This is a genomic window from Lacrimispora sanguinis (genome assembly GCF_044987295.1).
Classification (GTDB): domain Bacteria; phylum Bacillota; class Clostridia; order Lachnospirales; family Lachnospiraceae; genus Lacrimispora; species Lacrimispora celerecrescens_B.
The window spans coordinates 4,502,276-4,517,623 of record NZ_CP173277.1 but is presented as its reverse complement, the minus strand read 5'-3'; the positions used below and the strand labels follow the sequence as shown (position 1 = coordinate 4,517,623).

Annotated in this window: 10 protein-coding genes; 1 reads left to right on the top strand and 9 read right to left on the bottom strand. The window is 45.8% G+C overall.

The window, feature by feature from the left end; all coding sequences use genetic code 11:
* Nucleotides 1-7 precede the first annotated feature (7 nt).
* From ACHZES_RS20950 to ACHZES_RS20930, 5 genes are all read right to left on the bottom strand, one after another.
* On the bottom strand, nucleotides 8-1,495 hold the full coding sequence (locus ACHZES_RS20950; RefSeq protein WP_395546509.1) for a sugar ABC transporter ATP-binding protein: 1,488 nt from the start codon (nucleotides 1,493-1,495) through the stop codon (nucleotides 8-10).
* 130 nt (nucleotides 1,496-1,625) lie between these two features.
* Nucleotides 1,626-2,711, bottom strand: coding sequence for a sugar ABC transporter substrate-binding protein (locus ACHZES_RS20945; protein ID WP_395546508.1), 1,086 nt, complete (start codon nucleotides 2,709-2,711; stop codon nucleotides 1,626-1,628).
* 156 nt (nucleotides 2,712-2,867) lie between these two features.
* On the bottom strand, nucleotides 2,868-3,548 hold the full coding sequence (locus ACHZES_RS20940) for a D-lyxose/D-mannose family sugar isomerase (protein WP_038277359.1): 681 nt from the start codon (nucleotides 3,546-3,548) through the stop codon (nucleotides 2,868-2,870).
* 13 nt (nucleotides 3,549-3,561) lie between these two features.
* Nucleotides 3,562-4,422 carry a ketose-bisphosphate aldolase gene (locus ACHZES_RS20935; protein ID WP_395546507.1) on the bottom strand — a complete coding sequence of 287 codons (861 nt, stop codon included), beginning with the start codon at nucleotides 4,420-4,422 and terminating at the stop codon, nucleotides 3,562-3,564.
* Between the two features lie 29 nt (nucleotides 4,423-4,451).
* Entirely contained in the window at nucleotides 4,452-5,567 is a 1,116-nt protein-coding gene (locus tag ACHZES_RS20930; RefSeq protein ID WP_395546505.1) for a carbohydrate kinase family protein, read from the bottom strand.
* A gap of 505 nt (nucleotides 5,568-6,072) precedes the next feature.
* Here ACHZES_RS20930 and ACHZES_RS20925 point away from each other — a divergent pair.
* The gene (locus ACHZES_RS20925) at nucleotides 6,073-7,848 is read left to right on the top strand and encodes a methyl-accepting chemotaxis protein (RefSeq protein ID WP_395546504.1); all 1,776 of its coding nucleotides are present in this window, start codon (nucleotides 6,073-6,075) and stop codon (nucleotides 7,846-7,848) included.
* Between the two features lie 149 nt (nucleotides 7,849-7,997).
* On the opposite strand, the gene ACHZES_RS20920 is transcribed toward ACHZES_RS20925, so the two are convergent.
* From ACHZES_RS20920 to ACHZES_RS20905, 4 genes are all read right to left on the bottom strand, one after another.
* Nucleotides 7,998-9,881 carry an ABC-F family ATP-binding cassette domain-containing protein gene (locus ACHZES_RS20920; RefSeq protein WP_395546503.1) on the bottom strand — a complete coding sequence of 628 codons (1,884 nt, stop codon included), beginning with the start codon at nucleotides 9,879-9,881 and terminating at the stop codon, nucleotides 7,998-8,000.
* Between the two features lie 56 nt (nucleotides 9,882-9,937).
* Complete coding sequence (locus ACHZES_RS20915) at nucleotides 9,938-11,239, bottom strand: DUF1576 domain-containing protein (RefSeq protein ID WP_395546502.1); 1,302 nt, start codon at nucleotides 11,237-11,239, stop codon at nucleotides 9,938-9,940.
* 110 nt (nucleotides 11,240-11,349) lie between these two features.
* Entirely contained in the window at nucleotides 11,350-13,953 is a 2,604-nt protein-coding gene (locus tag ACHZES_RS20910; protein ID WP_395546921.1) for a cation-translocating P-type ATPase, read from the bottom strand.
* 356 nt (nucleotides 13,954-14,309) lie between these two features.
* A complete protein-coding gene (locus ACHZES_RS20905; RefSeq protein ID WP_038277350.1) occupies nucleotides 14,310-15,326 on the bottom strand; it encodes a zinc-binding dehydrogenase in 1,017 nt (338 codons plus the stop codon).
* Nucleotides 15,327-15,348 lie beyond the last annotated feature (22 nt).

The window sequence follows — 15,348 nt, the reverse complement described above, 5'->3', positions numbered from 1 at the left end:
CTCTTTCCTACTTTGCCGCCAGCTTCATGATCTCTTCCTGGGTGACACATTCCTCATGGCTGAAACAGCCTGTGATTCTGCCGTCGCACATGACATAAACCCGGTCGCTCATGTTTAAGATCTCCGGCAGTTCGGAGGAAATCATGATGATCGACATGCCATCCTTTACCAGCTCGTTCATGATCCCATAAATCTCTGATTTTGCCCCTACGTCCACCCCTCTGGTAGGCTCGTCAAGAATCAGGATCTTCGGGGTAGTGGCAAGCCATCTGCCGATCATGACCTTTTGTTGGTTTCCTCCGGACAAGTTTCCCATTAACTGCTCCTGAGATGGAGTCCTGGTGTCCATCATATCGATATATTCCTGAGTGATCATTTCTTCCTTTTTCGAATCCACCCAGATTCCTTTTATAAAGGATTTAAGCACTTCAATGGTAGAGTTAAAGCGGACGGTCTGCACTTTGAAAAGTCCCTCCTGCTTCCTGTCCTCCGGCACCAGGGCGATTCCGTATTTCATGGCATCAACGGGAGATTTGATTTTCACCTCCCTGCCCTCCACGTAAATATTTCCGGTGGAACCGGGAGTAAGGCCAAAGATGCATTTTATAGCTTCGCTGCGTCCAGCTCCCACAAGTCCGGCAAATCCTATAATTTCTCCTTTGCGCAGCTCAAAGCTTGCTCCCTTTACCATTTTTCCATCTGCAATATTTTCACATTTTAATACCACTTCGCCTGGTTCTAAATAATCACGGGTATAGTACTTGGTCAGCTCCCGGCCGACCATCATGGCAATCAGCTTATCTCTTGTCGTATCCTTAACAACTTCCGTTCCTACAAAGGCACCATCCCGCAATACGGTCACCCTGTCACAGATCTGCTCCAGTTCATCCATTTTGTGGGAAATGTATATGATGCCTACGCCTTTATTTGTCAATGCCCGCATGGTTTTAAATAAGAACTCCACTTCTTTATCCGAAATGGAAGAAGTTGGCTCATCCATAACTAAGATCCTGGAATTATAGGAGATTGCTTTTACGATCTCCACCATCTGTTGCTGGGCAATGGTTAAATTCTTAACGAGTGCTTCTGCATCAATGTTCATATGATAGTCATCAAGTAATTGCTGGGCTTCTTTTTCCATTGCTTCATGGTTGATCCAGCCGCCCTTTCCCGGCTCCCGTCCCAGAAAGATATTTTCCGCCACGGTCATATGAGGTACCAGCACCAGCTCCTGATGGATGATAGAGATACCGTTTGCATGGGAGGTATTTACCCCGTCAATGATCACCTTCTGGCCATCAATGAAAATATCCCCCTCTTCCGCTATATAAATGCCGCCCAAAACCTTTATTAACGTTGACTTGCCGGCTCCGTTTTCTCCAAGGAGTGCATGGACCTCACCGGTACGGAGTTCTAAATCCACACCCAAAAGCGCCTTTACCCCTGGGAAGGATTTATGGATATTTTTCATCTGAAGCAGAATCTTTTCGCTCATAAACTCACCTGCCTGTTCTAACTTTTGCTTTGTCTTCCGGGATTTACGTTAAAAAGCGCCCGAAGGGCGTCCCAAACCCAATGTTTCTCCTGTTTTGAGACACCCTCCCACAGCACTTTCTATATTTCTTTTACTGCCAGCCGTCTGTTCCGAAATCCTTTACATTGTCAGATGTAATCAGGAAGGTTTCTACCGGATAACGGTCATCTACTTTATCGCCATTTAAATAAGAGTACATAATATTCACTGCAGACTGTGCGATCTTAACCGGGGACTGTGCGCCGCTTCCTTCAATGAGGGAATCGCCGGAAGCCATCTCTGCCTTGATATCAGGAGAACCGTCTACGCCGTAGATCTTGCAGTCCTTGATGCCTGCTGCATTGGCTGCTGCCAGGGCTCCAAGTGCTGTCGGATCGTTGCCGCCGAAAATGGCAATTACATTGCCGTGTGCTTGAAGAAGGTCTTCTGCTATGCCCATAGCAACTTGTAAGTTGCCCTTTGCATCCTGCTGGGCTACGATGTTAAAGTTATGTCCTTTAATCGCATCCAGGAAGCCGTTGGTTCTGTCGGTTACGGAATTCATGGTAGGGGAATCCAGTACGATGATATCTCCGCCCTCCGGACATTTCTTAACCAAGTCCTCGCCGCATACGAAACCGGCATTATAGTTATCGGATCCTGTGTAGGAAACCAGATAAGACAAATCAGCCACTTCCGTATCAAAGCCTACGATGGGAACATTTGCCGCCTTTAACTGATCCAGGGCCGGCAGAATGCCTTCCGCCTCAGCCGGGTTCATGAACATGGCATCAATACTCTGGGAAATCAAATCTTCTACCTGAGTGATTTGAAGGGTTACATCATTAGCCGGGTCCACAGAAATAAGCTCATCACCCTGGGCCTCAACCATTTCCCGCATGGTCTTTTCAATGGTAACGAAGAATGGGTTTGTGCCATCCATACAGGTATATCCGAATTTGTAGTGTTTGCTTGGATCTTTTTTCTTCACGTTGGCATCAGCCATATTGACGCCAGATTCAGATTTCACGGCTGCCTTTGTCTCCGCAGCTGCTTTTGTCTCTGCTGCCGTAGTGGCAGCTGCCGTTGTCTCAGGTGCTTTCGTCTCCGGCTCCCCATTGCTGCACCCTGCCAGAGAGATTCCTGCTAAAGCTGCACAAATCAACATTGCCGTTAATTTTTTTGTGCTTTTTTTCATGTTACTTCCTCCTTGTACACAATATGTTTGTTGTATTTGCTACATTTTAATCATAGCATGAGTTTATTTTTAAAACATGTGCACAATGTAATGAGTTTTATGTGACAAATGTAACATCTCTATGCAGCTCTCTTGAGAATCAGGCTTTTTCCAGCTTTATTTTGCTGCCGGATATTCGTTGCAAAGAAGACGGTAGGGAGGTTCATCCTCTTCAATCTCCGGGAAACGCCCGGCAGGTAAGTAAAACCGGTTATCCCCATTGTCATCGTTGCACATGGATACCTCTCCCAAAAGAACGGGACCGGTTCCCGGTTCCAGTTCAAAATCATGGTACAGTCCTGGATAGATCGTAATGCTTTCTCCCGGGCACAGCTTTACCTGGGTCCCTGCAGCCACCTTGTATTCCCGCCCGTCACTGTGAACAGTCACATCTGTATCCGCAAATTCTCCATCTGCAGTAGAATCATAGACACGGATGAGCACATTTCCTCCGCCCCGGTTGATAATGTCCTCCATTTTCGTCCAATGAAAATGCATGGCTGCGGATTGGCCTTCTTTTAAATAAAGCAGCTTTTCCGCATACGTTTTCGTATACTTTTTCATGTTCACGTTGCCGTTTCGCAATGTGATCAGAGAAAATCCAGCCTTATCAAAGTCACCCATTCCAAAGTCTGTAATATCCCAACCCAGCATGTTGTCACGGATCTCATCATACTCATGGCCTGTTTCCTTCCACTCCTCCGGTGTAAAATGGCAAAATGGGGGAAGGACAAAGCTGCATGCCTTTGCCATCTCTTCCATATCCCTTAATGCTTTGTTAATTTCTGAACGTTTCATTGGAAACCTCCTCTTATTTCAAATTGGAAAATACTTTTATGGTATGAAGCACATCCTTTTTCATGGCATCAATGCCCCATAAGGTCACATCATGATAATATACATATCCTTCCGACTCCATTGCCTTTTCCTTTACGTGCATTCCGCCTGCTTTCGCTAAGTATGTATAGTAATTGATCTTACGGACACCGTTATTGATGCACTTACGGAAGTCCTGGTCGCTGACACCGGAGCCTCCATGCATGACAATGGGAAGTCCGATCCTGCTTTTTATCTGGCTGATCCGGTCAAAATCCAGCTTTGGTTCTGTAAGATAAAGCCCATGCACCGTTCCAAAGGAGCATGCCAGGGCATCGACTCCCGTAGTTTTTACAAATCTCTCTGCCTGCTCTGGGTCCGTATAGCAGCCTTCCGTTGCCTCCCCTTCTTCTCCCTCACCTATGCTGGAGAATTCCTGCCGTCCCATGGCACCGATTTCTGCTTCCACAGATGCACCATATATCCCTGCCATCTCGACTGCGATCCTTGTGTTGGCTGCATTCTCCTCAAAAGATAAGGCAGATCCATCATACATAACCGAAGTAAATCCCATATCCAGGGCTTTCTTCAGTACGCTTAAATCGTCGCCATGATCCAAATGCACTGCTACCGGCACCGAAGACCTTTCTGCCAGCAAGAGCATAATAGGGCCTATAACTGTCATGGGAATGATGGCCTCATGTACCGGGGCAAATTGCAGAATTACCGGCTGGTTTAATTCTTCCGAGGCCTGAAGTACTGCCTGGATCCCCTCCAGGGAAGTAATGTTAAATGCCCCTATTGCTATGTTTTTTGCTTCCGCAAGCTCTAAAATTGCCTTCATCGTGATAAGCATATCTTTTTCCTCCTGATTTCATCATTTTATTATGGGCGGATGATGTTCTGTTGTTCCCACCCGCTTTGTATCTTTTCCCTAAGGACCTCAAAGGGCAGAAGTCCGCTGACAGCATCATAAGCCGTTACGCAGGAAGCTCCTGTTGCCGCTGCAAGCTCCAGACATTCCTCCGGCCTTAATCCATCCAGCATAGCCTTTATAAATGCAGCAATGCTCGTATCCCCTGCTCCGGTAGCTGATAGGACCCGGTCAGGGACAAAACTGTTCTGGAAGCAGGCAATTCCACCCCAACCTTCCAAAAAATGCTCCGGTGCGGTCTTTAAATACATGCCGGTTGCCCCGCATTTTAACAATACAGCTTTTGCTCCCAAACTCAAAGCCCGGTCCGCAAGGGCTTCCACATCCTCACTTAAAGAAAGTATGGATGTAACGTCATCTCCTCCTGCTCGTTCCTGCCATTTGTCATACAACTCTCTGTCAAGCATGTATCCCAGTTCTTCAATGCTTGGAACAAAGAAATCCACATAAGGAAGCACAGATGCCAGGATCCTCTCCCAGTCACAGCCGGCCGCCTCGGAATCAGGGTCAACCGCTGTTAAATCCAGGGATGTGGTAAGGGAAAGCTCCTTGATCTTTCGGAAAAGGCAGACCAGTTCTTCCCCGTTGTTCTCGTAAAATCTGCGCATCAGCGTGGGATATCCAAAATGAAAGTGAGAAGCTTCCGAAACCTGTTCAAAATCCACATCCCCGCAACAAAACGTATCATTGCACCCGGGATCATGGATAAAAAACCGATCAAAGCCCTTTGGAGCTATCACCACCGTGTAAGATGTGGATTCCCCCTCCACTGCCGGAATACTGCTTTCACATCCGCTTTGTCTGATCTTTTCCTTTAATATCAGGCCGAAGTCATCATTACCGACCTTTGCCATCAAAAGAACATCAGCTCCCAGGGCATGAAGACCCAGACCCGTATTGGACACAGCCCCGCCTGTGGATATCTGTGCCTTTCCCACACGCAAAAGCTTTCCCGGACGCAAAAGCGCCGAAAACTTCTGCTCACCGCTGTTATGAAAAACCGGCGTAATGTCCAGGGAAATGTGTCCGGCCACTATAACCTTTTTATTCCCTTTCTGATATTTCATGTTTTACCCCCTTTCTCTGTAATCATCATAACAACTCCAATGGAAAAGTCAATATTTTTTATGCATTTATTACTAATGTAATTAGTTATATGACATTTGTCATGTGTATATTGCACAATACATTCATATTTCAAATCACTTTTGACTCCTGTCGAAGTTTTTGAAGCAAATGTTCAAAAAATTTATGTAAAATACCTTTTATTTTTTATTAAAATAATTTTATATTCAATCATTAACACTCTTTTTCTTTAGATTGACAAACAATAATCTTGTATTATATAATGAATCTTGTCGATATTTGTCTAAAAATGGATGGCAGAATTCTGGTAAAACTGCCGCCCGGAGATGTTCGCAAAATATTGATTCATATTGTATACCGAAAACGGGGCTTCAGACGTTGTATGTATACATCAGTTCGTGTTTTGAGGAACATGACAAACCAAATGGAAACGATTATACATAAAAAAACAGATGAAGAACAGATGAAAAACTAGGAGGTATCAGTATGAAGAAATTCAAAGACTACAGCATCACCAAAAAATTACTCACAGCCTTTCTCAGCATGGTATTTATTATGCTTGTGATCGGCATCACCGGGGTTTTGGGCATGTCCCAAATCAACAAAATGGACACCTTTTTGTACAAAGAGCAGACGGTTCCCATGAAGGACTTAATCATTGCCACCAAAAATCTGTATCAGCTTCGTGTAGATGCCAACGCAATGGCCAGCCATGCTGGTGATACCATGGAACTGGAAGCTCTGGATAAAAGCTATGCGGAAGCAAAGAACAATTTTCTTAGTAGTTCCGCCGAGTACCGGACAAGTATCAAGAATGATGAAGCTCTCGCTTTAATAGACGAGGCAACTCAATTATTTACGGATTCCTTTGATCCCTCCATCCAAAAATGCTTAAACGCAGCCAAACAGGGGTCTAAGGACACGGCATTACACGCTTTCGATAATGAAAAGGACAACATCCAAAAGATGTTTGATAACTTTGACAAGCTGGTGGATGTCCGGATGAGGGTAGCTAACGAGACCAGTAAAACCAACGATTCCACCGCAATCCTCCTGACGGGTGTTCTTAGCATCATCCTTTTAGCAGGAGCAGCTATTGCCATATTCCTGGGTTTAAGAATTTCCCGCATGATCAGCCTGCCGATCGGGCAGATTGTAAAGGCTGCCGATAAAATCGCTCTTGGGCATGTGGATGTTGACTTAAAGGATGTTGACTCCAAAGATGAGACCGGTCAGCTTGCCGCCTCTTTTACCACTATGCTGGCTGGCATCCGGGATCAGGTGCTCATTGCCGAAAAAATCAGCAACGGAGATTTCACACAGGAAGTTCCCCTTCGTTCTGAGGATGACGTACTGGGCCTTGCCCTTCGAAAGATCGAGAAGGATCTCAACCGGACTCTGCTTCTTATAAACACAGCAGCCGATCAGGTCAATTCCGGCGCAGGACAAGTATCCTCCGCAGCACAGGCCCTTGCTTCCGGTTCTACGGAACAAGCCGCAACCGTGGAAGAGCTAAACGCTGCCATTGCCACAGTAGCAAAACAGGCCAGCCAGAATGCGGATAATGTCCGTTTGGCATCTGAGTACGTAGAACAGAACGCAGCCGGAGTCAACGAAAGCAATATACGCATGCAAAGCCTGAATGCATCTATGAATAAGATCAACGCAACTTCGGAAGAAATTTCCAGCATCACAAAAGTGATTGAGGACATCGCCTTCCAGACAAATATTCTTGCACTAAATGCCGCCATTGAGGCCGCCCGTGCCGGCAGCGCCGGAAAAGGGTTCGCAGTGGTAGCGGATGAGGTTCGGAACCTTGCGACCAAATCTGCGGAAGCGGCAAAGGAAACGGCAAACCTCATCGTTCATTCCGTAGAAGCCGTTACCGAAGGCAGACAGATGTCCGTTGATGCCGCTAAAATCCTTCAGGAAGTGGAAGAAAAATCTAGATTTTTGGAACAGGCGATCCGGGAGATCGAATCCGCTTCTTCCCAGCAGGTGGTGGCAATTGACCAGATCAACCAGGGCCTGTCACAGGTTTCTGCAGTGATCCAGACAAATGCAGCAACCGCAGAAGAAAGCTCCGCTTCCAGCGAAGAGTTAGCCGCTCAGTCCGAGACACTGCAGCAGGAAGTCGGAAAATTCAAATTAAACGGAGAGCAAACGGATCATCATAAGGATTACGTTCCTTCCTTTGAAAGTGCCGAACCGGAATATTATACTAGCACTTCAGCATACTATGATTACTCCGGCAAGTATTAATTAAGGGAAATATTCTTAAATTTACATAGGGCTGCCACATAATAGCCTGACAAAATAGTATTAAAAAATGAGCTTTGATTGGTATAATAACCAATTTCAAAGCTCATTTTTATGCTGACTTTCAATTTAAATTTATTTTTAACAGTCTGTTACATCCCTTCTTCATAAGCCGTATCAAACCACTCCAGGCACAGCTCATGCCATTCCTCCCATGCCTTTTGCTGCTCTTCCTTTAATTCCTCATAGCGGCCGGACTCCTCCCAGATTTCTCCCTTCCAGAAGTCTTCCGATCCCAGCCACCTTTCCTTCATCTCCTCCATGACATCCGTCAATTCCATCACCCTGTCTCTTGCCGGTAAAAGCCGTTCCAAAACCAGACCGAGCTTCCAATCCAGGTAGGCTTCTTCCACCGGGATTTCTCTTAACCTATGTTTTTCTGCCTTGGGGACTGCGCGCATTCCGGCGATCAGAGCCTGCTCCTCCGCCCTGATCTGCGCAGCAAGACCTTCGCCCTTCTCTGCTCTTCTGCTCCGCTCCAGATAATGCTCATACCCGAAAGGATAGTAAAAAGCGGACTGATTCTCAAAGATGAGAACCGATTCTGCCACCCGGCTTAGAAAATATCGGTCGTGTGATACAAACAAAATGGTGCCTGTATAAGCCCGGAATGCAGATTCCAGGGTTTCCTTTGCCCTGATGTCCATGTGGTTGGTCGGTTCATCCAGGATCAGAAAATTCGGTCTGCTCTGCAAAAGCTCTGCCAGTACAAGCCTTGCCTTTTCTCCTCCGGATAAAAGACCAACCCGTTTTCCGGCCTCTTTACCACCAAATAAGTATGCCCCCAAAATACTCCTGACCTCTTTTTCCGTCAGGGAAGGGAACAAATCATGGAAATGCTGGGCAACGGATTTATCGGAGTCTATCTCTGAAGAATGTTGGTCAAAATAACCGATGGTAATCTGGTTTCCCAGAGAATACTCCCCGGAAACCGGAGGAATAAGTCCTGCCACCGTTTTTAAAAAGGTGCTTTTTCCGGCCCCGTTTGGGCCAAGGATTCCTATCTTTTGTCCCCGTCTGATCCTCATGGTCATCTCTATGAGCGGACGGTCATAACCGATTTTCAAGTGCTCCGCTTCAAAGACCCATTTGCTGCCTAAAAAAGCAGGCTCCAAAGGCCCTGTGAACATGTGGATATCATCTTCCACCGGTTTCACTACCTGGCCCATCCGTTCCACTGCCTTTCTTTTTGCCCTGGCAAATGAGGCCTTTCGGGGCTTATTCTTAAACCGCTCGACCAGATCGTTTAAGCGCTTGATCTCTTCCTGCTGCCGTTCATAAGCCTTGGTCTGTATCTTGACCGCCTTCCTCTTTTCTTCCCGGTAATGAGTGTAGTTACCTGGGTACCGGGTAAGCCTCTTTTCAGACAGTTCATATACCACAGATGCCGTTTGGTCCAGAAAAAAGCGGTCATGGGATACCATTACCACTGATTTTTCATACTGCTTCATATACTGTTCCAGCCATTCCGTAGCCTGAATATCCAGATGATTGGTAGGTTCGTCAAGAAGCAGGATATCCGGTTTTAACAGCAAGTAACGAATAAGGGCAATCTTTGTCTGCTCCCCGCCGGAAAACTGGGAAATCCTTTTCTTCTTATCTTCCTTTGTAAATCCAAACCCGGTAAACAGCGTATCGTATTCCCGTTCATACTCAAACCGCTCCATGGCAAAGGGATCTGCAACCGGACAGGAGGACAGCAGTTCTTCCTCCACCGTCCTGCCCTTATCATCAAATGCCTGTTGCTTTAAGTATCCTACCGTCAGCTTTCTGGAACTTGTAATTCCAGGGCCTTCCCGTTTATCATCCCGGTCCAGATCCACTTCTCCGGCTATCAGTCTTAACAGCGTGGTTTTCCCGGCTCCATTGTTCCCTACCACCGCTATTTTTTCCTTGCCGTGTATTTCAAAGTCAATATGCGACAGGATCAGACTGCCTCCGGCAATGACTGTCCCATCCTTTATCTGATACAACATTTTAAAATTTTCCTGTTCTTGAATTTATTTTATCCTGGCTTCCGTTTCTCATAAAGCTATAAGGAATCATGGACCTTTGCCCGTGCGCTTCTATCCCGGACAGATTGATACACCGGTACCAGGAAGGTGGCTATGAGGCCTCCTGCAAAGCCATTGTTATAAAGGTTCATTCCGCCGTAAACAATGCCTACGTTAAGGGCAGCGGCAGAGTGTAAAAATCCAGCCATAATACCAGCTAAAACGCCAAACTCACCGGCAATCGGTGCAAGGGTTGTAGACAATAAAAGTGCAAGAAGAGCGTTGGGATCCGTAATGCTCCAGTTCTGGATCGCGCCTCCAAGTATCACTCCTATCATGATGGGAAGAATGTTTCGCAAATGCTTTCCCGTTGCACTGAAGCCCACAATGGTAAATATCCCTCCAATGGTAGGTCCGTTTAACGCTCCTCCTAACATAACAAGGATCAAGGTTGCCACAATTCCGTTAATTCCCATATTAAGGAGTGTCGGTGCAAATCCCTCACTCTTTACATAATCGGTTCCGCTGAGACCATAGGTTTTTAATATTTCCAGATAACGTTTTCCAACATTCTCTGACAGCAGAAATGCAAATATAATCATACCAAAAAACAAAAACAGAAGCAACCTTGCAAACAGCTCATTGTCGCCCTCAAACCAGATCAGTCTTGATTCTATGGTAATTCCAAAGGATTTCATCAGCGATACAATCACCGTGGCAATGATACCGGCAGAAAAACCCACATTATAGAGTGAATATCCCTTATGGGCGTAATGTGTATGAGTGGACAAGGGCGGAAGTACAAATCCGATTCCCAATCCAACAAAAATACTCAAAATCAGTCTGGACGCCAAATGTAAATTACCGATCTGCATGATCTGAGTGATAATCGGGGACAAAGAGGTCCCGTAAAAGCCAACATAAATATAACGTGTAATGGAAGTTTTGTGATAATAAGAATACAGGCAGATACCCATCATAATAGCCCATATGTTCATGATATTTTTCCCAAACAAAGAAAAACCAAACATAAGAAAGCATGAGGTTATAGTATGGCCGCTCATCTCCATACCAAGAAAATATACAATTGCAATACTTAATAACGTTAATACCCCCGCATTAACAAAAGCAGCTCCTACGCCGCCAATGGCAAAATAATCCGTAATCAGGAAATCTGGCTCCCTGACAATCGTAATGATACCCCTCCAGATTTCATCGAACGGCTGCAGTAAGAGACCTGCAACAATAAAATAAATCGGCACCAGGGCAAGAATTTGGAATTTCGTCCGCCGGGACAGCGGTCCGCAATTTCTCACTTTTAGTGAAAGTTGTCCTGTCATGTGTCGTCCCCTTCTCCTATATTTAATTTTTAAGTACTGAAATATTTTAACATTTTTAAAAAAGAGGTTCAACACTTTTTTTACGGTTGAACCTCTTTTTTTCAATGAAATTATTTCCTATTTTCTTTTATGACCTTTGCTAACTGTATGATAATCGTAGGGATGACTGCAAGGCCATATACGATGCCAACCTGGATTCCTGAGAGAGGGGTAACGGAAAACAGTTTTTCAAGGAAAGGCACAAACATAACAAGGCTTAACAGAATAACTCCTGCCAGAAATGCTCCAAGGCTGTACCAGTTGCTTGCAAAGCCCAGCCGGAAAATAGAGTGGCGGCTTCTGCAGTTAAATCCATGGAACAACCGGGAAAGGGTCAGGGTACAAAAAGCCATGGTGCTGGCAGTGGATGCACTGCCATGCTTTAAGCCGATATGGAAGGCCGTCATAGTACATACGGCAATCAGCGCGCCCTGCACCAGGATCTTAAGCATAAAATCCTTGGACAGGATTCCCTCTTTTGGATCTCTTGGCTTCCTGTCAAGCAGGCCATGCTCTGCAGGCTCCATACCAATGGCGATTGCCGGAAGGGAGTCTGTAAGCAGGTTAATGAACAGCAGATGAACCGGAGCAAAGGGGACGGGAAGAGCCATGATCGATGTATATACGACGGAAAGGATTCCCGCCATGTTCCCGGATAGCAAGAACTGAATGGCGTTTTTTATATTCCGGTATACATTACGGCCGTTGGCAACTGCCTTTATAATGGTTGCAAAATTATCATCTGCCAAAATCATAGACGCAGCATCCTTGGAAACCTCCGTACCGGTGATTCCCATAGCCACTCCGATATCGGCCTTTTTTAAGGCAGGCGCATCATTGACTCCGTCTCCCGTCATGGAAACAACATTTCCCCGCCGCTGCCATGCGTCTACAATCCTAATCTTATTTTCCGGTGACACTCTGGCATATACGGAAGTCTTACTAATATTTTTGTCTAGTTCGTCATCAGTCATAGCATCTAGTTCCGCACCGGTAACAGCCATATCTCCCTTTTCGAAAATACCAATCTGCTTTGCTATGGCGGTTGCCGTGATCTTATGATCTCCGGTGATCATTACCGGCCGTATTCCTGCTCGCTTGGCATCGGCCACCGCTTCCTTAGACTCTTCTCTCGGCGGATCAACCATGGAAATTAGTCCGATAAAAATGAAATCGTTTTCTGAATTTAAGGAAAGCACATGGTCTTCTTCCACCTCTTTATAGGCAAATGCGAGCACCCGAAGTCCATTCTCGGAAAATTTCATATTCTGTTCCAGAATATTTTCCCGGTCCTTTTCTGTCAGTTCCCTGACTCCCTCGGAGGTACGGATTTGGGTGGTCCGGTAAAGCAATACATCCACCGCACCCTTGGTCAGTATGGTAGGAACACCATGGAGATGGTATTTGGTACTCATCAGCTTTCGGTCGGAATCAAATGGAAGCTCTTCCAGACGGCGCATCATATCCCTGATGAGATCATGGCTTAAGCTGACTTTACCTGCCATTTCAAGAAGGGCATACTCCGTAGGATCTCCGATCCCCTTTCCTTCCACTATGGAGGAATCATTCGTCAGCACTGCATCATAAAGAAGATACCGATGGAGCTGGTTACGAAGGTCTAACTCCTTCGGTTGACAGACTTTGCCGTCCACATAGATTTCCTGTACCGTCATCTTATTTTGGGTCAGGGTTCCTGTCTTATCAGAACAAATAACGGAAACGCAGCCAAGGCTTTCCACTGCCTTTAATTCCTTGATGATGGCATTTTCCCTTGCCATTCGCTGTGTTCCCATCGCCTGTACAATGGTTACGATGGAGCTTAAGGCTTCCGGAATCGCAGCAACTGCAAGAGCAACGGCAAACATCAGGGAGTCTAAAAGGGGCATCTTACGGTAGATACTTAACAGGAATACCAGGGCGCAGATTACCATAATGACCATGGCAAGCCGGCTGGAAAACTGATCCAGACTGACCTGCAAAGGCGTTTTTTTCTCCTTTGTGGCATTCATCAGGCTGGCGATTTTTCCAATCTCCGTATCCATTCCGGTTCCGGTGATAGCTACAACCGCTCTGCCGTAAGTAACCAGGCTTCCGGAATAAACCATGTTGGTCCGGTCTGCCAATGGTGCTTCTGTATCAAGAGTCCCTTCTTCCTTATCTACATTGGTAGATTCGCCGGTTAAGGAGCTCTCGTTTACCTGCAGGGAATAATTATTAAGGATCCGCCCGTCAGCCACTACCATATCTCCGGCTTCCAGCAGCAGGATATCACCTGGAACCACGCCTTTGGAAGCGACCTCAATCTTTTGTCCATCCCGGATCACCTTGGCAGTTGGTGACGATAGGGATTTTAAGCTTGCCAGGGACTTTTGAGCTTTTTCATGCTGCACGGTTCCTAACACCGCATTTAACACAATGACCGCTACGATTACGATGGTACTTTCTACATTTCCTGAAAGCATGGAAATGATGGCCGCTGCAATCAGAATGACCACCAGCAGATCACGGAACTGCTCGGCAAATACTTGAAGGGTGCTTTTTTTCTTACCCTCCTCCAGAATATTTTCTCCCTTGCTGGCAAGAAGTCCGGCTGCTTCCGTTGCACTTAAGCCTTCCTTTGATGTGTGAAGCGCTTCTAAAACTTCTTCTTCTGTTTTCTGATACCAGTCTTTCAAACTTTCCTCCATTCTGCTGCCCATATGGACAGCCTGCATCAACATGTACTGATAGATCTCTCTGATTTATTATTGCCCTAAAAAGAAAAAGAAAAAGACTTTTAATGCACTTATTCTGAAAAATTTAAATATTCAGAATAAATACATTAAAAGTCTGGTAACCATTGTCTGGCATGCACCACCAGGCTGCCCTTTGACAGTCAGGATGTTGACGATGCATTAAAACTACTCCCTCTTAATGAAGCATATGAAATTGTAAATCAGATACTTATATCTTCGATCCAGACAATTATACGTTCTAATGCTTTATTTGTCAATCATCATTTGTTTCTGAATGACTTTTCTCCTGCCATCCGTTACAGAATTACGTTTACCTTCATATAGTTACCGGAATTTTGTTCAATATCAGCGATCACTGCCGGGGTTTCTTCCATCGTAACGGTTTTGGTCAGTATTTTTCTCACATCTACCTTGCCTGTATGGATGAGCTCAATGGCTTCTTCAAACTCATTGGCACTGGTACGGGCTCCGCGGATATCAATTTCTTTTCTTGTGATCATATCGGTAGGAAGCGGAGTATCTTTTTTCGGCCAGCCGGTAAGCGTAATCCGGCCTGCGTTAGCAGTAATGTCCAGGGCAGAACGGACTGCCGGGTTTGCGCCGGAACATTCCATAACAAGCTCTGCCAAACGTCCATTTGTATATTCTAATACCTTTTCTGTCAGATTTTCTTCTGCCGAATTAATGGTATATTTTACTCCCAGTTCTTTAGCAAATGAAAGGCGCTCAGCCACAACGTCAATCACAATAGGCTCTGCCCCATAAGCCAGAGCTGACATGGCTGCCAAAAGGCCGATGGGGCCTGCCCCTATGATCGCCACGTGCTCCCCTTTCTTTAAACCGCCTCTGTGAATGCCATGTAAGGCAATGGTAAGAGGCTCTGCCATCGGTGCAATATCCCATGGCATATCTTCGGGAAGCTTCCACAGCATATCTGCCGGATGTACCATATAGTCGGACATTCCTCCCTCCACATGAACACCAAGTACTTTTAAATCGGTACAGCAATTGGTGCGTCCAATGGAACAGGGGTAGCACTCTCCGCAAAAAAGATAGGGATCTACGATCACATGGTCTCCTGCCTTGATTCCTTTTGCGTTGTCCTCCGGAATGGAAATCACCTCTCCTACAACCTCATGGCCGATAATTCTTGGATAGGATACCAGAGGATTTGTACCCCGGTAAGCACCTATATCACTTCCGCAGATACCTGCCGCCCTTACTTTTATAAGGGCCTGTCCTTCCTTTGGTTCTGGTTTTTCCTTGTCAATATATGCAACCTTCCACGGTTCTTCTAAATAAATAGCGCGCAATTTCTTTTACCTCCATAAATTA

What these genes read in the sequence shown, in the direction of transcription:
- ACHZES_RS20930 (WP_395546505.1), bottom strand. Translation starts at nt 5,567, where the DNA reads ATGAAATATCAGAAAGGGAATAAAAAGGTTATAGTGGCCGGACACATT.
- ACHZES_RS20945 (WP_395546508.1), bottom strand. Translation starts at nt 2,711, where the DNA reads ATGAAAAAAAGCACAAAAAAATTAACGGCAATGTTGATTTGTGCAGCT.
- ACHZES_RS20920 (WP_395546503.1), bottom strand. Translation starts at nt 9,881, where the DNA reads ATGTTGTATCAGATAAAGGATGGGACAGTCATTGCCGGAGGCAGTCTG.
- ACHZES_RS20935 (WP_395546507.1), bottom strand. Translation starts at nt 4,422, where the DNA reads ATGCTTATCACGATGAAGGCAATTTTAGAGCTTGCGGAAGCAAAAAAC.
- ACHZES_RS20915 (WP_395546502.1), bottom strand. Translation starts at nt 11,239, where the DNA reads ATGACAGGACAACTTTCACTAAAAGTGAGAAATTGCGGACCGCTGTCC.
- ACHZES_RS20950 (WP_395546509.1), bottom strand. Translation starts at nt 1,495, where the DNA reads ATGAGCGAAAAGATTCTGCTTCAGATGAAAAATATCCATAAATCCTTC.
- ACHZES_RS20940 (WP_038277359.1), bottom strand. Translation starts at nt 3,548, where the DNA reads ATGAAACGTTCAGAAATTAACAAAGCATTAAGGGATATGGAAGAGATG.
- ACHZES_RS20925 (WP_395546504.1), top strand. Translation starts at nt 6,073, where the DNA reads ATGAAGAAATTCAAAGACTACAGCATCACCAAAAAATTACTCACAGCC.